Origin of the sequence: Shewanella sp. FJAT-51649 (assembly GCF_019457435.1) — a bacterium.
Classification (GTDB): domain Bacteria; phylum Pseudomonadota; class Gammaproteobacteria; order Enterobacterales; family Shewanellaceae; genus Shewanella; species Shewanella mangrovisoli.
This window is the reverse complement of the sequence record NZ_CP080411.1, coordinates 4,684,544-4,704,373: the sequence shown is the minus strand read 5'-3', so window position 1 is coordinate 4,704,373 and position 19,830 is coordinate 4,684,544. Positions and strand designations below refer to the sequence as shown.

General features: G+C 49.7%; 16 protein-coding genes. 5 read left to right on the top strand and 11 right to left on the bottom strand.

The window, feature by feature from the left end; all coding sequences use genetic code 11:
* Positions 1-41 precede the first annotated feature (41 nt).
* Both K0H59_RS20595 and K0H59_RS20590 read left to right on the top strand, forming a co-directional pair.
* Positions 42-1,070, top strand: a complete 1,029-nt coding sequence (locus K0H59_RS20595; protein ID WP_220054238.1) for a DUF3137 domain-containing protein — start codon at positions 42-44, stop codon at positions 1,068-1,070.
* Positions 1,070-1,789: a lytic transglycosylase domain-containing protein gene (locus K0H59_RS20590; RefSeq protein ID WP_011718753.1), complete on the top strand. Its 720-nt coding sequence runs from the start codon at positions 1,070-1,072 to the stop codon at positions 1,787-1,789. The genes K0H59_RS20595 and K0H59_RS20590 overlap by 1 nt, the downstream gene beginning before the upstream one ends.
* A gap of 175 nt (positions 1,790-1,964) precedes the next feature.
* Here the strand turns inward: K0H59_RS20590 and K0H59_RS20585 are convergent, their stop codons facing one another.
* The gene (locus K0H59_RS20585) at positions 1,965-2,810 is read right to left on the bottom strand and encodes a 23S rRNA (adenine(2030)-N(6))-methyltransferase RlmJ (protein WP_220054237.1); all 846 of its coding nucleotides are present in this window, start codon (positions 2,808-2,810) and stop codon (positions 1,965-1,967) included.
* Positions 2,811-2,997: 187 nt separating this feature from the next.
* Here K0H59_RS20585 and K0H59_RS20580 point away from each other — a divergent pair, with 187 nt between their 5' ends.
* Positions 2,998-3,747 (top strand): class I SAM-dependent methyltransferase, encoded by a 750-nt coding sequence (locus K0H59_RS20580; protein ID WP_086902519.1) that lies wholly within the window; start codon positions 2,998-3,000, stop codon positions 3,745-3,747.
* A gap of 88 nt (positions 3,748-3,835) precedes the next feature.
* Here the strand turns inward: K0H59_RS20580 and K0H59_RS20575 are convergent, their stop codons facing one another.
* From K0H59_RS20575 to K0H59_RS20545, 7 genes are all read right to left on the bottom strand, one after another.
* Complete coding sequence (locus tag K0H59_RS20575) at positions 3,836-5,641, bottom strand: amidohydrolase (protein ID WP_220054236.1); 1,806 nt, start codon at positions 5,639-5,641, stop codon at positions 3,836-3,838.
* Between the two features lie 183 nt (positions 5,642-5,824).
* On the bottom strand, positions 5,825-6,757 hold the full coding sequence (cyoE, locus tag K0H59_RS20570) for a heme o synthase (RefSeq protein WP_011718749.1): 933 nt from the start codon (positions 6,755-6,757) through the stop codon (positions 5,825-5,827).
* Positions 6,758-6,770: 13 nt separating this feature from the next.
* The gene (cyoD, locus tag K0H59_RS20565; RefSeq protein ID WP_011718748.1) at positions 6,771-7,112 is read right to left on the bottom strand and encodes a cytochrome o ubiquinol oxidase subunit IV; all 342 of its coding nucleotides are present in this window, start codon (positions 7,110-7,112) and stop codon (positions 6,771-6,773) included.
* On the bottom strand, positions 7,112-7,732 hold the full coding sequence (cyoC, locus tag K0H59_RS20560; protein ID WP_011718747.1) for a cytochrome o ubiquinol oxidase subunit III: 621 nt from the start codon (positions 7,730-7,732) through the stop codon (positions 7,112-7,114). The genes cyoD and cyoC overlap by 1 nt, the downstream gene beginning before the upstream one ends.
* Before the next feature lies 1 nt (position 7,733).
* Positions 7,734-9,713, bottom strand: a complete 1,980-nt coding sequence (gene cyoB / locus K0H59_RS20555) for a cytochrome o ubiquinol oxidase subunit I (protein ID WP_220054235.1) — start codon at positions 9,711-9,713, stop codon at positions 7,734-7,736.
* A 2-nt stretch (positions 9,714-9,715) separates the two neighbouring features.
* A complete protein-coding gene (gene cyoA / locus K0H59_RS20550) occupies positions 9,716-10,744 on the bottom strand; it encodes a ubiquinol oxidase subunit II (protein ID WP_220054234.1) in 1,029 nt (342 codons plus the stop codon).
* A 189-nt stretch (positions 10,745-10,933) separates the two neighbouring features.
* Entirely contained in the window at positions 10,934-11,254 is a 321-nt protein-coding gene (locus K0H59_RS20545) for a hypothetical protein (protein WP_011718744.1), read from the bottom strand.
* Between the two features lie 644 nt (positions 11,255-11,898).
* Here K0H59_RS20545 and K0H59_RS20540 point away from each other — a divergent pair.
* The gene (locus K0H59_RS20540) at positions 11,899-15,528 is read left to right on the top strand and encodes an EAL domain-containing protein (RefSeq protein ID WP_220054233.1); all 3,630 of its coding nucleotides are present in this window, start codon (positions 11,899-11,901) and stop codon (positions 15,526-15,528) included.
* Positions 15,529-15,604: 76 nt separating this feature from the next.
* Positions 15,605-16,081: a cytoplasmic protein gene (locus K0H59_RS20535; protein WP_220054232.1), complete on the top strand. Its 477-nt coding sequence runs from the start codon at positions 15,605-15,607 to the stop codon at positions 16,079-16,081.
* A gap of 53 nt (positions 16,082-16,134) precedes the next feature.
* Here K0H59_RS20535 and K0H59_RS20530 read toward each other — a convergent pair whose 3' ends face one another.
* From K0H59_RS20530 to K0H59_RS20520, 3 genes are all read right to left on the bottom strand, one after another.
* Positions 16,135-17,640, bottom strand: coding sequence for a DUF3300 domain-containing protein (locus K0H59_RS20530; RefSeq protein WP_220054231.1), 1,506 nt, complete (start codon positions 17,638-17,640; stop codon positions 16,135-16,137).
* A 149-nt stretch (positions 17,641-17,789) separates the two neighbouring features.
* On the bottom strand, positions 17,790-19,154 hold the full coding sequence (locus tag K0H59_RS20525; protein WP_220054230.1) for an ATP-binding protein: 1,365 nt from the start codon (positions 19,152-19,154) through the stop codon (positions 17,790-17,792).
* The gene (locus tag K0H59_RS20520; RefSeq protein WP_220054229.1) at positions 19,147-19,830 is read right to left on the bottom strand and encodes a response regulator transcription factor; all 684 of its coding nucleotides are present in this window, start codon (positions 19,828-19,830) and stop codon (positions 19,147-19,149) included. Before K0H59_RS20520 ends, K0H59_RS20525 begins: the two co-directional genes overlap by 8 nt.

The following is a 19,830-nucleotide window of genomic DNA, read 5'->3' as shown; positions in this document are numbered from 1 at the left end:
ATTTGCGGGGCCAAGATAGGCTCCGCAAACATATTAACTGAATGAATATACTCACCTTTATTTTAGGTAGTCCCATCAAGGCTCAGCGACAGGCGGTAAGATTGTCGGCGGACGCTTCGGATAGGGAGTCGCTGCAGGAGTACTACGATACCCAACTGGCGCCGCTCACCGCCCGCTATGAAACCAAGCGCGTCAACAGCCTTAAGGCTACGCGTAAACGCTTGTATCTTAGTTTGGCTATCGTCGCAGGTCTTGTGCTGTTAGCGCTATTGGGGCATAGCCGTGGACTCATGCTGTTTCCGCTGCCGTTAGTCGCCCTATTGGGATTAGGTTTTTGGAGTTTTACACCGACTCGGCAGTTTAAGCGGCAAGTACAGCAAGAAATCTATCCCATCATGTTTAAGTACTTTGGTGAGGATTTTATCTACAACCGCGAGATGCGCCTCGACATGAATCGCCTCACTGCGGCTAAGGTGCTACCCAATTACGATAAGGCGAGCTTTGGTGATTATATTCAAGGTCAATACAAGGGCATTGAGTTAGTCGTCAATGAGTTAACCCTGACCAAAGACGTGCGAGTGGAGGAGTGGGACGGCAATAAACGCCGAACTGTAACTCGCACCGAGACTCGCTTTCGCGGCACTGTGGTTGAGCTGAGTAGCCATAAGCAATTTATTGGTCATACCGTGGTATTAAAGGATCGCGGCGGACTGGCAAATTTCTTATCCGACAACCACTCAGGGCTGCAAAGGGTGAAGCTTGAAGATCCCCTGTTCGAAAAAGAGTTCGATGTGTTTTCAACGGATCAAATCGAGTCGCGCTATTTGCTCAATACCGCCTTTATGGAGCGCTTGCAGCAATTGGCAAAGTCCTTCGATGGGGAGATTCAATGCGCCTTCTTTCGTAATCGTTTGATCTTGTTTTTGCCTAATCGCCGCAGTCGTTTCCAGATGCGCTCTATCTTCGACAGTGCTCATTTTTCGGCGGAATTTAGCCAGTTAAACCGTGAGATGAAGCAACTCTTTGCTATTATTGAAGTACTTAAACTCAACGAACATACGGGACTTTGATGCCAGCAACGCATTCTTCGCCACTTTGCCTTAAGTCGATAGCCATAGCTAGCCTTGGTTTGTGCTTGGCTTGGGGAAGTGTTGCGGCCGCGTTTGCCGAAGAAGCCAAGCCTAAGCCCCGTATTGTGGCCCGTTATTCTGAAAGCGGTATTGTGAGTAACACTGGGCAAGAAAAAGTCAAAGTTTATCAATATCTACAGGCCAATGGTGTCACTGCTTTTACCGATAAAGCGCCGACCACCAATGAGTATCAAATCCTGCTCTATGACTGTTTTGCCTGTCGCCCAGATTCCAAAATTGACTGGAATGGCATTCGGTTGTTTACCCGCAATTACGATAGTTTGATCAGCCGTGCGGCTCATAAACATCAATTAGACCCTGCACTTATCCGCGCCGTGATCCACGCCGAGTCGGCCTTTAATGCCAGAGCCTTGTCGCGCACTGGCGCAATGGGCCTGATGCAATTAATGCCCGAAACCGCCAAAGAGATGGGCGTGACCAATGCCTTTTTGCCGGAGGAGAATATTCTCGGCGGTAGTAAGTATTTGGCGCAAATGCTAAAACAGTTCAATGGTGATATTGCATTGGCCTGCGCCGCCTACAATGCGGGGCCAACCACAGTGACCCAATACAACGGTATTCCTCCCTATCCAGAAACCCAAGCCTATGTGGAACGGGTGCAAATTCTGCTAAAACGTTACCGCAGCGCCAAAGTCTAGCGGCACTGCCACTCTCTATTTAACCTGAACTCGGGGTAACGAGTGTCGAAAAGATGCCTATTCAGCGGCTCTACTTATCCCGAGCTCAGGTTATTTCATGCTAAAAAAACAAAAGCAGCGGACCTAGGAGGTGACGCTGCTCTGCTGCATACGATGGTAACGCAATAGGATTCGATTATTCGCCGACTTCCCATTTGACGATGACATTGCCATCCGCTTGGCCTAAGTTTTTGCCAAGATAGTCGAGCATGTCGGTCGCGATTTCATCCAGTTGCCAAGGTGGGTTAATCACCCATAGTCCTGCGGCTGTCATGCCAAATTCATTGGCGTCGGGTTTGATTGCCTGCTCGATACGCAGTTGGCGCTTAATACCGCTGCCAGCTAAGCGGGCAAGCATTTCTTCCGTCTGCGCGCGGTTAACTACGGGATACCAGAGCATAAATACGCCCGTAGCAAAGCGTTTATGCGCCTTGATTAAGGTCTCGGCTACCGTTTGATAGTCGGTCTTAATCTCATAACTGGGGTCGACAAGCACCAGTGCGCGGCGCTCTAGTGGCGGTACCGCAGCAATCAATCCTTTAAGGCCGTCGCCATTGATGACTTTTACCTGCTTATCCTGCTCGAAATACTCATCCAGCAGCAGATGATCGGTACCGTGCAGCTCGTGCAGCAGCATACGATCCTTCGGCCCCAGCTCCATATCGATAATGGCGGGAGAACCTGGGTAAAAGTTGAGTTCTTCTGGATTGTCTTCGTTAAAGTGACGCACCGCATCCACATAATCCTGCAGAGATTTTGGCAGATCGGTTTTATTCCAAAGCTTAGCTACGCCTTCGAGGTATTCACCTGTCTTCTGGGCAAACTCATCCGTTAACGCATAACCGCCCGCACCCGCATGGGTATCGATATAGACTAAGGGTTTGTCTTTCTTATGCATTAACTGCAAGGTTTGCAGCAAAATAGCGTGTTTCAACACATCGGCATAATTGCCGGCGTGATAACCGTGGCGGTAACTTAACATCGGATCTTCCAAGGTGAGCAGTACAGGTGAAATACCCGCATTCAATGGGGCAATTATAGGGATAATACTCCTTGGGGTAAATTAGCCACACTAAGTGCTGCCCAGAATTCGCCATGCAAGAGAGTATTCAGCTCTGCTCGCTTTTGGCATAATGGCGGCAATTTCTCCCCGTTAAACAGTGATCCCTTTGCCTATTCCAGTCTTTTTTAATCAGCAATTTCCAACTCTTGTGGACATTTGTGCCCGCTGGCAACTGGTGTTTGATGCCGATGCGCCATTCGAATTGCGTTTTGAATCAGACACCTTGACGCTACATAAGCGTGATGAACCTAAGCTCGATGGCATAGTGGTGGATTTTGTGACTGGCGCGGTTGCCCATAGGCGCAAGTTTGGTGGCGGTCGTGGTCAGTCGATAGCTAAGGCTGTCGGGTTAAAGCAGGGCGTTACGCCAAAAGTGGTCGATGGTACTGCGGGCCTCGGTCGCGATGCCTTTGTGCTGGCAAGCTTAGGCTGCACTGTGACTATGGTAGAGCGCCATCCAGTGGTGGCCGCATTATTAGAAGACGGCCTGCGCCGTGCCTATCAAGATGCCGAAATCGGCGATTGGATGCGTGAACGTATGCAGCTTTTCCATGGTTCTAGTCTCGAGGCACTCGCCAAATTGGAGCAAGAGGTCGATGTCGTCTACCTCGACCCTATGTACCCCCACCGCGACAAATCGGCCTTGGTTAAAAAGGAAATGCGGGTCTTCCAAACCTTAGTCGGTGCAGACCTCGACGCCGATGGATTGCTCGCCCCCGCCATGGCCCTAGCCAGTAAGCGTGTGGTGGTGAAGCGCCCCGATTATGCCGAAGACCTCGCCGGTGTTAAGCCCAGCATGGTTATCGAGACCAAGAAAAACCGCTTCGATGTTTATGTAAAATCTGCAATGAAGTAACTCTTTAACAAATCAAAGTTTTCACAATGGCGTATAAAAGAAATGTCGATAGAAGCGCAAGTCTTCTATCGACATTTTGCCGCCAAGTTTAATGTGCGTGATGCAATAAGCCTGTCGCTATCATGGCTGTCGTTGCTATTGATTGGCATTTGGCGGACTCTACGCAGCTTCCGGTATTAGCATTGACTTGATCATCACGTTTATAGACAGTTTGGCCTTCTTTAATCGTTTCTAATATCTGAATATCGGCAAGAGCTTCGGGTGCAACTTGCAGTGGGTTATCGGATAAGATCACTAAGTCTGCCAGTTTGCCAACTTCCAGCGAGCCCTTATTTTTTTCCTCTTTATATTGAGTTGCTGCCCACAGAGTTTGAGATTTCAATCCCTCCAATGGAGAGGCCTTTTGTGCCGGGCCGAGTACGCGTCCAGTGCGGCTGATACGATTCACTGTAGCGGAGTAAACTCGCATTGAGTTGGGTAATGCGACCGGCGAGTCATGGTGTGAGGTATAAATCATCCCCAGTTCTCGCGCCCAGCCCGTTGGCGAGATATTTTGAGCGCGCTCACCGCCTAGCACTGAGTCCATATGCCAATCACCCCAGTAAAAGGTGTGCATTGGGAAGAAAGATGGGAAAACCCCAAGGCGTTTAAAGCTCTCCACCTGATCCTTGCGTGCCGTTTGTGCATGGATGGCGACAAACCCCCTATCTGGCTTGCCGTGTTTTTTCTCACTGGCTTCAATGCCTTTAAGGAGCTGATCGATGGCGGCATCGCCATTCACATGGGTTAGCAATTGCCAGCCTTTGCTCTGGGCGAGTTCAATATATCCCGCCGCCTTCTCATCGCTCATGCTCGGGTAACCCTTGTATCCCGGCTCTTGTCCAACGGGGGGAACCAAATAGGGCTGAGTTAACCAAGCGGTTTTACCCTGTGGTGAACCATCGAGGTTGAGTTTAGCGCCAGCTACACGGAAGCCATTGTTGTAATTGGCAGAATAGTAGGGTGGCACAATCACATCCTGTGCACTTTGAATATCTGGGTAGGCAGCCACATCGATAGGTAACTTTTGTTGCTGCGCGACGTTATACATGGTTTTTACCGCAGCGCTAGAGGCGCGGCCTTCCTGCGCTGTGGTGTAGCCAAAGCTGGAATAGAGCTTCATGCCAGCAGCAAAGATGGTTTCGTTTTCCTTTTCATTGAGCTTGGCAAACAGCGGGAGCAGCATGCCAAAGAAGGCTGTTTCTTCGAGTACGCCATTGGGGGTTTTGCCATCGGCCTCGCGGCGCAGTTTTCCGCCTTCAGGATCCTGAGTTTCGGCGGTAAAACCTACGAGTTCCAGCGCCTTAGTATTCAGTGTGGCTAAGTGGCCAGATTGATGGATGATAAGCACTGGAATGTCCTTAGCAACGGCGTCTAATTCCTGGCGGGTTGGGTGACGCTGTTCCGCCAGCTGTGAGTCGTCGTAACCAAAGCCGAGAATGATGCCGAGTTTGCTGTTTTCAGCTTTGCCTGCCCATACCTTTAACGCTTTCTGTAGATCGGCAATATTGCCGACATGTCCATCAGGAGCCGCGAGCAGATTTGCCGATAGCGCTTGGATCCCTGTATTGAATACGTGACCATGACCATCGATAAAACCTGGGATTAGTGTCTTACCATTGAGATTGATTACTTGAGTGTCATTCCCTTTGAGTTTTAGCAGTTCCGATGCTTTGCCAACGGCAAGAATGCGGCCATTTTTTATCGCTAATGCCTCTGCTGTGGGGGCAGAGTCATTCACTGTTATTATGTTGCCACCCATATAAATTGCTTCGGCATTGGGTTTTGGTGGACTCGATGCTTGTACGAATGGACTCAAACTGAAACAGACTATGGCTGATGATATCAATTTCATCGAATACTCCCTGTAATAATGCACATAAACGTTTATAGGCGTTTGATATTGTAGTCCAATAAATTTCGATGGCTGAGATTGTCGTCGTTAAACGGTACTAAAGTATTGGGGTGACGCTAGTCATACGGCAATAAAAAAGCGCTAACCTAGGTTAGCGCTTTTGTTTTTGAATAAAGGTTATGTTTATCGCACTAAGGTAAACAGTGGGGTTTGACTGACCGCTTGAAAATCCAGCGCCATGGTTACACTGAGTGCTGTGATGGTAATAATTGAAAAACCAAACACTTGTCTGGCCCAACGTGGCATATCCACATCTTGACGATAACCTTTAAGGGCCATAGTTAGCCACCAGAGGCTGGTGGCACAGGTCACGGCCATAAAGGCGGTGCCTGTGTAACCTGCGAGTGGCAGCATGGTGCTGACCAAGGCGAACACTGCGATATAGAGCACTATATGGTGCTTCGCCTTGGCCATCCCTTCGGCGACGGGCAGCACGGGGATCTTCGCGGCTGCATAGTCATTAAAGCGGAAAATCGCGATTGCGTAGGAGTGTGGCATCTGCCAGAGACTGAACATCAGCAATAAAATCACTGCGCCCATATCCATTTGCCCTGTCACGCTGCAATAGCCCACCACGGGCGGTACTGCGCCCGAAAAGCTGCCGACTAAGGTGCCGTAAACCGAGTTTCGCTTCATATAGAGGCTATAAATCCCGACATAAACGACATAGCCAATCGCGGCAAACAGCAGGGCTAAGGCATTGGTGAACAAGGCTAAGATGCCAAATCCAAGCACGCCTAAGGCGATGCCAAACAGCAAGACATGGCTTAGGGGGATTTCGCCCGTGACGGTGACGCGTTTGCAGGTGCGCTGCATTTTGGCGTCAATATCACGGTCAATACAGTTATTAATCGCACAGCCTGAGGCGACGACTAAGGATAATCCCACTAAGCTTGCCAGCATCAAGACCAGATCCACATCGCCCTTCGCGGCCAATAGGAAGCCGCCAGCAACGGAAATCAGATTCCCGAAAATGATGCCAGGCTTAGTCACCTGTACATACCCTTTGAAGCGTGCTTTCCATTGCGTCGATGTCAATCTAGCTTGTGTGTTCATTTGCTGTGTCTCGTTACATCATCAAAGCGTTAGCTTCGAGAATGATCCATACCGACAAGCCAACCACCATCACGATGATCAGCGCGGTAAATAGGAAGGAGAAAGTGTTGATCTTGCCTTCCTTAGAGAAGTCCAAGTGCAGGAAGTACTTAAGGTGTACCAAAATCTGCACCAGTGCCGTGACAATAACGATGGCAAGCGTCGTCGATTGTTCGAAGTGATGGGTCATTACCGCCCAGAATGGGATGGCAGTTAACACCACTGACAGCACAAAACCGACTAAGTAGGACTTGATGCTGGCGGCCAGATCGTCTGCGCCATGGCTATGGTCATGTGATTGAGTATGTGCGCCCATTACAGTGCTCCCAATAAGTACACAACGGTGAATACGCAAATCCACACGATGTCGAGGAAATGCCAGAACAAGCTTAAGCAGCTCAAGCGAGTGATGCTGCGGTTACCTAAGCCAGTTTTAGCGACTTCAATCATCATGATCGCCATCCAAATTAACCCCGCGGTCACGTGCAAGCCGTGCATGCCCACTAAGGTGAAGAAAGATGACAGGAAGGCGCTGCGTTGTGGGCCGTTGCCATGTTCGATCAGGTGATGGAACTCATAGACTTCCATGCCGATAAACACACAGCCCAGTGCAAAGGTAATGGCTAACCAAGTGAGGGTCGCCGCCTTGTTGTGGCGCTTAGCGAAAATCAACGCGAAGCCATAGGTAATACTACTGAGCAGCAGGGCTGCGGTTTCGATCAGCACAAAGTCCAGTTCGAAAATGTCTTTACCCGATACACCGCCGTCGGTGTTCATATAGAGCACGGCGTAGGTGGCGAATACCGATGCAAACAGGATGCAGTCGGTCATCAGGTAGAGCCAAAAACCAAACAGGGTGTTGCCACCCGTGTCATGGTGCTCGTGGTGCTCCTCGGCGTGAGCAACTTCTAAATCAGCTGGGATTGCAACACTCATATCAGCCCCTTACTACATTGTTTAAGTGAGCATTTTCAATGCGTGCCACTTCATCGGGTTGAACGTAATAGTCGACATCGTTGTTATAAGCACGGAATAAGAACACGATAAACGCGCCCACCATGCCCACAATCGCGAGCCACAGAATGTGCCAAATCGCAGCAAAACCAGCGGCAGTAATACCCAGTGCCATTAAGATACCGCTTGGGGTATTTTTCGGCATATGGATTGGCTGATAGTGTTTGAGGCGTTGATACGCGGTGCCATTTTCTTTGGCATCGGTAAAGGCATCGATATCAGACACTTGTGGCAACTTAGCAAAGTTGTAGAACTGTGGTGGTGAGGCGGTTGACCATTCCAGCGTGTGGCCATTCCATGGGTCGCCCGTGGTGTCACGGTTTTGGTCGCGGTCACGGATACTCACGTACAGCTGCACGAATTGCAGAATGATACCGACCATGATGATGCAAGCACCCACGGCAGCGATATAGATCCACATGTTCCATGCTGGGTTATCAATGTGGTTGATACGGCGAGTCATACCCATAAAACCGAGTACATACAGCGGCATAAAGGCCACATAGAAACCAATTTGCCAGCACCAGAATGAGGCTTTACCTAAACGCTCATTTAAGTGGAAACCTGTCGCTTTCGGGAACCAGTAAGCAAAACCAGCTAAGTAACCGAACACGGCACCACCGATAATGGTGTTATGGAAGTGAGCGATCAGGAACAAGCTATTGTGCAGTACGTAGTCGGCGCCAGGTACGGCCAATAACACGCCCGTCATACCACCGATGGTGAAAGTCACCATAAAGCCTAAGGTCCACAGCACTGGCACAGTTAAGCGCAGGCGGCCGCGGTAAATAGTGAACAACCAGTTAAACAGTTTTACCCCAGTCGGGACCGCAATCACCATGGTCATCACACCGAAGAAGGCGTTGACGTTGGCGCTCGAGCCCATGGTAAAGAAGTGGTGTAACCACACGATAAAACCGAGGATTGAAATCGCGCCGCTGGCCCATACCATTGAGGAATAGCCGAACAGACGCTTAGAGGTAAAGGTTGAAATCACATCCGAGAAGATACCGAACGCAGGTAAAATCAGAATGTACACTTCAGGGTGACCCCAAGCCCAGAACAGGTTGATATACATCATGGCGTTACCACCACCATCATTGGTGAAGAAGTGGAAACCCATGTAACGATCGAGTGTTAACAGCGCTAAAACGGCTGTCAGGATCGGGAACGATGCCACGATCAGGATGTTGGCCCAAGTACAAGTCCAACTGAAGATTGGCATTTGCATCAGCTTCATGCCTGGAGCGCGCATCTTAAGCACAGTCGCGATAAAGTTGACCCCGGTTAAGGTTGTCCCTATCCCCGAAATCTGTAGCGCCCAGATATAGTAATCGACCCCAACGCCAGGACTGTAAGCCAGCTCAGACAACGGCGGGTAAGCCACCCAGCCGGTACGGGCGAATTCACCTAAACCTAATGAAATATTGATCAGCACGGCACCAGACGCGGTTAACCAGAAGCTGAGGTTGTTCAAGAAGGGGAAGGCAACGTCGCGGGCACCGATTTGCAGTGGCAGCACTAAGTTCATTAGACCGATCATAAATGGCATCGCCATAAAGATAATCATGATCACGCCGTGGGCAGTGAAGATTTGGTCGTAATGTTCTGGCGGCAGATAACCTGCGGCGCCATTGGTGGCCAATGCCTGTTGGGTACGCATCATGATGGCGTCGGAGAAACCGCGGATCAACATGATGAAGGCAAGTACTATGTACATGATACCGAGGCGTTTATGGTCAACCGAGGTTAACCAGTCGTGCCAAAGCACGCCCCATTTTTTGTGTTTAGTGATCAAGGCTGCGACGTACAGGCCTATCACGGCAACAACCGCAAGGGTCACCATGATGATAGGCTCATGATACGGGATCGCATCTAAGCTTAATTTACCGAGAAAAGACATGTTTACTCCGCCTCCACTTGGTGAGTGGATGAGTGTTCTGTAGATGAAGTGTCAGAATGGGTTGAGCCTTCCATGTCGGCCATCTTCTGGTCGCTCGCCATATGCGCCATATCGTGGTGCATGCCAGCCATATTGTGGTCGGCACTCATGTGTTCCATACCTTCATGGCCTGCCATGTTCTCGTTTGAGTCCATGTGCATGTATTGCATAACGATTTGATCGAACATGCCGTGACTCACTGAGCCAAAGTATTCAACAGGATTGTTTTCACTCTTCTGTGCTAAGGCTTGATAAGTTGCAGAGTCTAAGGTCTTAGTCGCCTGTTGTTTGGCCTTGGCTACCCAAGCATCGAAGTCGGCTGCCGTTGGCGTGGCAATGGCTTTAAACTTCATACCCGCAAAACCTGCGCCGCTATAGTTAGCGGAAATACCGTCATAGGTACCGGGTTCGTTGGCAATCAGGTGCAACTTAGTCGTCATCCCAGCCATTGAGTAGATTTGGCTACCTAACTGCGGGATAAAGAAAGAGTTCATGGCGGTATCAGAGGTGATCTTAAAGTTCACTGGTACATTCGCTGGGAAAGCCAGTTCGTTTACCGATGCAACACCTTGTTCTGGATAGATAAACAACCATTTCCAGTCCATAGAGACCACTTCAACCGTAATCGGCTTGGCGTCGTGTTCGAGTGGTTTGTAAGGGTCGAGATCATGGGTTGACCCCCAAGTGATCACGCCTAAAATCACGACGATCACAATCGGCACAATCCAAACCACGGTTTCAATCGCACTTGAGTGGGACCATTTAGGAGCAAAAACCTCATGATCTCGGCCATCGCGGTATTTCCATGCGAAGAACAAGGTCATGAAGATCACGGGGATAACCACAATCAGCATGAGTAGGGTAGCGATGATGATCAGGTGCTTTTCATCGACACCGATCTGGCCCTTGGGATCCAATACGCCGCCATCACAGCCTGCGAGCATCAGGGCTATCGCCGCGAATGCTACTTTACTTAAATTTCGAATTAACAAAGGAAGATTCCTCTAACCCTAAGGTTTACAACTCTGCCCAGAGAGATAGGCAGTAGCATTGAGCGGCGTTATCCGAAGGTAAATCCGAAAGTGGCTCGAGCGCGGCACAAAAAATGCCTGCCACCCCAATACGAGATTGAGGATCGACTTTCAGCGCTTAATGCTAAATTTGAATTTTAAAACAGAGAGTTACAATGGTGGGGCGCGACAACCGTGCGCAAGGTGCTCGAGGGATTTTAGCCTTGGGGGTGCTAAAAACTGGCCAGCATTAGTGAGGTCTAAGCTGTTGAAAAACTTAAAGCCATTGTCGAACAGATTCCACAATTGCTTAATTATCTGGGGGTTGAGCAGCAATACGCTCAGTAGCGTGGCGCCGAAGAACTCAATTAAAAAGCCATCGCTTAGGGTGATTAACTCGCCAATATCGATACAGCCACCAACCATCACCGACACTAGGTCAGCAGCGGGCAGCACAAACAGTAACCCAAAGAGTAGGGTTAGGTTTGTCATACTGAAGTGGGAGAACCTCGCAACGAGATTCAATCCTTCAGCGATAAATTGGCTGAGTGCGAATTTCAATTAACAGGTCCGGCTGAACGGGAGGAAATCGTTGGCTGAATAAAAATTCAAGCTGCAACTTTTTTGTGCGGGCGGGAGGATAACAAGAAGCGGGGATTGATTGAAAGTGGATCACTGGCTCAAAACGGCTTTTGCATTAAAAAAACCTTAATTAAAACTAGATTTAAACATTTCGTTAACTAATTTAACTAAATTTATATCGATTGCCCTCTCAAAAAATAAGGTTAATGTGAGCTGAATCAGAAAATACCTTGAGTTAAATGTGAACAGTTTAAGGCAAATTTTGATGGCTTATCCAGCGGATTTTGTCGTCTGTCTTGGCTAAAATTAGCGACAGCTTATTTAGATTGAATATGAAATGTTGAGCCGTCATCAAGGCTGTAGAAGGTCGATGGCTTTAGTGCCTAGTCGGCGAAATTGGCGCGAGTTTACCAGATAGATGCCTGCAAAAAGAACCTCCACAAGCCGATTTTTAGGAGACTTTTCAATACTGAGTCTGTTATCAGCTTGAGATTGATTTGTGGATTAAGGCATTATGGTGCCTGTCTGAGTTCCGGCTTAGTAATAAAAAGGGATTGTATATCAAAGCATTTGCTCATTATCTTAAGGTCAATATCCTCGTTGCCTTGGCTTATTTTGTCGTTGGCAAAATAGGCTTGTTGATTGCCCTACCACCAGGTTACTCGGCCGCCATCTGGCCCGCGGCGGGGATTGCCATTGCCTCCTGCATTATGTGGCGCCAATATGCCCCTTGGTTTGGGGTGCTGCTTGGGTCTTGGTTGATTAATATCAATATCGGCGGAGCGCTTCACTTAGGTTGGCTGCCCTTAGCCATTGCCTCAGCTTCGAGCTTACAAGCCTATGTTTCCGCCAAGGTGATCCGTCGTATCGACCCCGTTTTTACCTTAGATAAACCCAACACTGTGATTAAATCCTGCCTCAGCCTCGCGCTGACCTGCATGATTGCCACGCTGTTTGCAAATGCCGCCTTAGTGGTCCACGGCACCATTCCGCTCAAGGATGCCTTGGGAAGTACGGTTAATTGGTGGATTGGTGACTTACTCGGGGCGGTGATCTTTATTCCGCTCACTATGTTGCTCTTCGATCAGCGCTCTATTTGGCGCTCGAGGCGTGTCCAGACAGGGCTGCCGCTGTTGGTTGGTTTTTTATTCTGCATCGGGATTTATTACTACTCGGATATGAACCAGCGGCAACAACTGCAAGATAAGTTTCAAATCCAATCCAATGCCATTATCAGTAGCGTAGAGAGTTTCCAAGAGTCTAACTTGCAGCAAGTGATAGCCTTGGCCAGCCTGTTCGACAATAGCGAACAAGTGTCCGAGGACGAATTTATTCAGTTTGGTAAGCGTAACCAACTGCAACTCGATGGTTTTCGGGCCTGGGCTTGGTCGCCACTGATTGCCGCGAGCGATAAAGACAGTTTCGAGACCGAAACCAGTGCCGAGCTCGGTGAGCCCTATAAGATTAGATATTTAGAAGGCGGTGCACCGAATGCCGACGGTTGGCTGGTGCCCGTTAAGTTTGTGCAACCTATGAATACTAGCCGCGCCGCACTCGGGTTAGACATCAATGGCGAGCCCTCAAGGGCGGCGGCGATAGCAAAAGTGCGCGCGACCCTATCACCTGTGATGACGGGTAAAATCCAGCTGGCGGAAGATCCTAATGGCCCTGGTGGTACCCTGTTCCTCGCGCCTGTATTCGACCGCTTAGGCAATATCGTCGGCTTTTGTTCGGCGGTGATCGATCTGCAGTCGATTATCAATGAGGTCGAGCAGGTCAAAGGCTTGCATTGGCGCCTGACGGACATGAGCGCCAAGGGCGCCTTGCTTTACGCCAATAGCCAGAAGACGTTTCCTGATTTTGAAGGCAATATCCATAGCGACAAGATGGGCCAGTACTTTCAGGCGAATCTTATGCTGGCCGACAGGCACTGGCATATAGTGATCTATGAATCCTATTCCTCCTTGATGGGGGATACTTTTAGCCTGTCGCTGCTGATGTTACTGCTCGCCTTTATTACCTGCGCCGTAGTTGGCGGTATGACCTTAGTTTCATCGGGAGAGCGCCACCGCATCGCCGAAAAGGTGGCTGAAAAAACCATGGCACTCTCGAAGGAAATTGCCCGCAGCCAGACCTTCCAAGCCACCTTGATGGAGAGTGAGCAAAGGTATCGCACCTTATTCGATAAAGCCCCCGTCGGGCATGCCTTAAAACGGTTAGAAGACGGGCAGTTTGTCGCCATCAACCAAGCCTTTATGGAGATAACCGGCTACACCCTCGAAGAGTTGCAAGCCATAGACCCATGGGAACTCACCCCCATTCGCTATCAGTCGAGTGAAACCGAGCAGCTCGAACGCCTTAAGCAAACCCGTCGTTATGGCCCCTATCAGAAGCATTATCGCCATAAGGATGGCCAGCTGGTGGCCGTGAGGCTGAATGGCTCCCTAGTCACCGCTGCCAATGGTGAGCAGCTGATCCTGTTTATTGTCGAAGACATTACCGAGCAGGAACGCACAGTTGCACGGGTTAACCTGCTGGCTCAGGTATTCCAGCAAAGTGGTGAAGGCATCACCATCATGGACGCCAATGACATCATAGTGGATGTGAACAGCGCCTTTACTCAGATCACTGGCTACTCAAGGGACGAGATTATCGGTAAAAATTGCCGTTTCCTCGAGGCCGAGCGCACCGACCGTAGTATCGATGCACAGGTGCGCGCCGCCCTCGAACAGACCGGATTCTGGCAGGGGGAAGTGTGGGACAGACATAAAGAGGGCTTTGATTTCCCGAAATGGTTAATGATGTCGATAGTGCGGGATGAGACGGGCGCGATTAGCCATTACATCGGCAGTTTTACCGATATCAGTGAGCGTAAGGTGAATGAGGAGCGTATCCACTTTTTAGCTCACCACGATTCGCTAACCTTGCTGCCGAATCGTTTGAGCCTGCAATCGCGTCTGGAGAAAGTCTTTCAAGAGGCATTTATCTCCAAAACTCAGATTGCCGTGATGTTTATCGATATGGATCATTTCAAAAATATCAACGACACCTTGGGTCACCATGTCGGTGATATGTTGTTGCTCGAAGTGGCGCGGCGCTTAAAAAACATTATGGGCAATGACGATATCGTCGCGCGTCTCGGCGGCGATGAGTTCGTCGTGGTGTTGTCCGATACGGATCACGATAGGGTCGCTAAGGTGGCAGAAGCGCTACGTAGCGGTTTGAATCAAACCTATCTTATTGATAATAAGCCATTACACTCATCGCCGAGTATTGGTATTAGCCTGTTCCCAACCGATGGTGACAGTGTTGAAGCACTCATGAAAAATGCCGATATGGCCATGTATCGTGCTAAGGCGGCGGGGCGTAACAACTACCAGTTTTTCACCGCTGCGATGAACACCTTAGTGACTGAGCGTCAGCAAATCGAAACTGGGTTAAGGCAGGCGATAGCCTGTAATGAACTGCTCCTACATTACCAACCGCAGGTGGATATCAGTTCCGGGCAAGTGGTTGGGGTCGAGGCGTTGATCCGCTGGCAACATCCGGAATTAGGGTTAGTCGCACCCGATCGTTTTATCCCGATCGCCGAAGAAATTGACATGATCATCCCCATCGGCCAATGGGTGTTAGAAAACGCGTTAGCACAGCTGGCCGAATGGCGTGACAAGGGCGCTAAAGGATTGCGGATGGCGGTTAATCTCTCGGCGCATCAATTACGTAAAGACACCATAGTCGCGGATATTATCAACGTGCTTACCAAGCATAAGTTGGGTAAGGGTGCGCTCGAGCTTGAAATTACCGAGAGTGTCGCCATGCAGTATCCCGAGCAAAATGCCAAGTTACTGGCCGAGTTGCGCCAGCATGGCATCGAATTGGCCATCGATGACTTTGGGACGGGTTATTCATCACTCTCTTACTTGAAGTTATTGCCCTTAGACAGGCTCAAGTTAGACCGATCCTTTGTGAAGGATATCGAGAGCGATCCGAACGATGCCGCCATCAGCGCGGCGACGATTTCAATGGCACATGAGCTGGGGCTGACAGTGGTGGCCGAAGGGGTCGAGAATGAGGCGCAACTGGTGCTGCTCTCAAGCATGGGCTGCGATTTAGTGCAGGGGTATTATTTTAGTAAACCACTGGCTGCCGATGAGTGTTTCCGCTTTATCGAGCGCAATTTTTAAGCCGTTTTTTTATCCATTTAGAACTATACTTGGCTAAATCCGGCGATGGAAAGATGGATAAACTAAGGACGGCGTCATGCAAGTTATCTTCACCAAAGGTTCGAAGCGTTACGGGCAATTGCGTTGTGTGCGCATGGATGGCAGCGCGACCCAGACTCAAATGCCCGAGCAGGGGATAGCACCCCACGATATGATCCACTATGTTGTTGAAAAACGTCTGCATATTCAGGGGGCATTTTTTGCCCAAGTGCGAGCGGGGGCCGATATTAGCTTCTCCCTCGAACATAACGAAGCTTCCTTAGCCGTCGCAGATAAGACCTTAATTTGGCAAACCGAGTCGATTGTCGAATCCCTGCAATCCCTGCTGTGGTCCGCCGATGCACCGACCTATGCTGGGTTTTTATACCTGTTAGAGCAGAGTTGCAGTAACCGTAAACTCGCGTTGCCCGAGGTCTCTGAAACGGACTTTGAACATATTATCAATGAGATAATGGATCTAACTCTCGAATGGCAGGGCATGGGAGAAGGCCAGTCCTTGACCTTAAAGTTTTAAGCTATTGAATATAAAAAGAGCGCGAATATTCGCGCTCTTTTTATTGGTAAAGATTATTCCCGGTGGCGGCGCTCTTGGCTCTGCGCCGATCTGCCTTGGTTATGCTCAGGGCTGCGGGCCATTTGCATATTTTGGCGTGGCTCGCCCTGCCTAACTCTCGTTTCTTCCCGCTGTCTTGGTTGCACTTGGCGGGGTTGTTCAATGCGCTGTGGTTCGGCGCGTCTCACCTCGGGGCGAGCTTCCTGTCTCTGCGGCTGAGTACGGGTCTCAACGCTGCGCGGCTGCTGCCCTAGAGTCTGATACTGGCGTTGTGGACTCTCCTTAGCTTGTTCCCTCGTCGCTTTTGCCTGCATTTGCCTTACCTGATTATCATTGCGGGCATTGTCGTTACGCTCTCTTTTGTAACCGTCCTTGTTCGCTTGCGCCGAGTTTGTCGGTGCCACGCGGCGCTCTTTTAACTCTGCCTGAGTGTTTTGGTAACTGGGCGTACGCTCGCGGCTGTAGTGATTATCGCGGCTTACGTTGTTGCCTCTGTCCTTATCTTGGCGCTTGTCATAGTTCTTGTTGTCACGGCTATAACGTGCGTCTTGGTGTTCCCGCGATTTTGAGTATTGGCTGGTAAAGTGTTGACCACTGCCAGTGGAGTGAGAATCACGGCCACGGAACTTACTGTCACCGTAGTAGCGCTCTTTCACCACGGGATTATGGTATACCACGCCGCGTCTATGCTCGGGCTTATGCTTCCAAGGTTGAGCGCCGTAGCTGACTGAGTATCGCTCCCTTGGGCGATAATGGTGGGAGTGGCGGTGATCGACAACGACGACTCTGTGGCTGTGCCAATGGAACGAGCTAAAGAAGTAGTTGAAGGAAATATGGATCCCGGGTGACCAGTAAAAGTAACTATGACTTGGGCGGTAAGGGTAGCCCACATAGCCACCGAATTCCCAATACACGGGGGGATAGGCCACGCCCCAGCGCCAAGTGCCGTAAACCACGCGGGGATCATAGTAGGGCACATATACTACTTCGCGGCGCGCTGGTTCTATGATGATTTGGTTGTTGGCACGGGTCACCGCCATATTGTCCATATTGGCCAAGCTGTTGGCTTTATCCGCTTGTTGTCTGAGTGACTGGATGCCATCCATCACTTGGCCCTCATCGGCCAAGAAGGCTTCACCGAGTTTCTGGGTCCAATCTAAGTCTTCGCTCATTTTCTCTAAGACGTTAGGGAACGCCATCAGGGCTTTAACACTTGGATCCCAGTCTTTATCTTCGGTGCGAGACATTACCTCGTCGGTCGATAACTTAGGATTATCCTCTAACCAACGCTGCGCTTGTACCACTTCGAGTGGATAGGTTGAGGCGATCAAAATATGGCTCAATAAACTATCGGGATAGAGTGCAATGGGCGCAAGCATCTGTTCGAGTTCGGCTTGGCTCAATGAAGCACTTGAACCTTGGCTGACTGATACGCCTGCGGCTTGAGTTGGCGCGGTGAAAGGCAAGGTCATTAATGCCGCCGATAACACCAGCCATTTCCATCGATGTAATCTGTTCATGGTTCGCTCCAATAATCCTATTTGAGGATGTTATTGGCATCATAGGCGCGTGAATATGAACATAAGCTGAAAGTATTTTGTAGGGTAAAAAGAGTATTGCAGCGCCATTCTCAGCTTAAAAATTAACTATCTTTATGAAAAATTAAAGATTAAGCCGAGTGAGTGAAGTTAACGGTAAACTTGGCACCGCCTAAGTTTTCTGAACGGGATACGGAAATGCGGCCGTTATAGCTATCCACTAAATCGCGGACAATCGCTAGACCAATGCCGTTGCCTTGGCGGTAAGAATCGGCGCGGATCCCACGCTCAAATATTTGAGTTTGCAGGGCTTCGCTGATCCCAGGACCATCGTCCTCAATACAGAGCTGTAGCTGATAGGCATTACCTGTGACGGTTAATTTGACCTGTGACTTGGCAGCCTTACAGGCATTATCGAGCAAGTTGCCTAAAATTTCGGTGAGATCGGCCTCATCGCCCTTAAATACGGCCTGTGGGGCCATTTCACCACTGAGATCTATCTGCGGTTCTCGATAAATCTTGGCTAAGGTGCGCAGCAATTTGGCACCAACCTCATCCACCTTAATCCCTAAGTGCCATGATGCCGATGCTGCCGTTTGGGCGCGTTTAAGCTGATGGCTGATGATGCGACTGATATTCGACACTTGCTCGCTCGACGCCTCGCTTAAGTCTGCTTGGCTCTTAATCACCGCGAGTGGCGTTTTTAGGCTATGGGCCAAATCCGCAAGAGCATTGCGATAGCGTTTACGTTGGGTCTGCTCGGTATTGAGCAGGATATTCAGTTGCCGCGCGACTTCCTGCAACTCGCTCGGGTACTGGCTACTGAGCTGGGTCGATTTACCCTGTTCGACATCGTGCAGCTCTTGGGTAAAGCGTGCCAGTGGCCTAATGGTCCAAATCAACCAACTCAACTGAAACACCAGCATGACTAAGATTAAGAACAGCAACCAAGTCCAAAGCTGTTGATTAAACTGGGAAATTTGCTGTTGAAACTCCAGCTCATCCTTAATGATATGGATAGTCACAGGCACGTTTTCGTTCAGGCTGGCAAAGCTGACGCTAAAGCTGTAGATAAGATGCGGCGCACCATCGAGGTCTATTTGCTCAAACGCGCTCTTGCCCGTGGGAGGAATCGTAAAATGCTCGGGCGGCGTGATGCCCATAAAGGATTGCGAATGCCAGACAATGCTCTGCTGATGCTCGGCATTCTCTGTGGTGGCAATGGCATAGAGGCCTGATTGAATCAGGTTAAAGCGGTTTTCGAGCACTAATTCGGGGATAAAAATCCGTTTGTTTTCGACCTCAGTCACCGCTAACACCGAATACACATAGGCGCTCAGCTCGTTTTTGGCGGCGCTTTTTACTTGCTCGGTAAAGGCATCATTGAGGGCGACGCCAATCAGTGGCAGTAATACCAAAATAAACAGCAGCGCGCTGAGGACGAGCCGAGTTTTGAGGGAGTTTAATAACTGCCAGGCAAGCGCGCGCTTACTCATCTGGGGAGATGACTCTTAAACGATAGCCTTGGCCGCGCAGGGTTTCGATCAGATTGTATTGGTTATCTGGATCGAGCTTTTTGCGTAAACGGCGGATAAAGACTTCGATAACATTGGAGTCGAGGTCAAAATCCTGATCGTAGATATGTTCGGTGAGCGCAGTTTTTGACTTCACCTCGCCCTGATGCAGCATAAAGATTTCGAATAGCTTGTATTCAGAGCCACTTAGGGTGACGAGTTCATCCCCTTTGCGCACCTCTAAACTACTGGTATTTAAACTAAAGGGGCCGTTAGTGATCACAGGACTCGCCTTACCGGCCGAGCGGCGGATCAAAGCTTTGAGTCGAGCTACTAATTCTTCGGGATGAAAGGGCTTGGTGAGATAGTCATCGGCACCCGCATCGAGTCCCTCGACTTTATCCTGCCAGCTGTCGCGCGCGGTTAAAATCAAGATGGGGAACGCGCGTTCCTTTTGGCGCACGCGGCGAATCAGGCTAATGCCGTCGAGTTTAGGTAAACCGACATCGATAATCGCGGCATCATAATTATATTCAATGGCTTGGAATAAGCCTTCTTCACCGTCGCTGGCGACATCTATGCTGTAGTGAGCATCGAGCAAGTGCTGTTTTAAGTTGGCTTGAAGTGCTAAATCGTCTTCAACGAGTAAGAGTCGCAT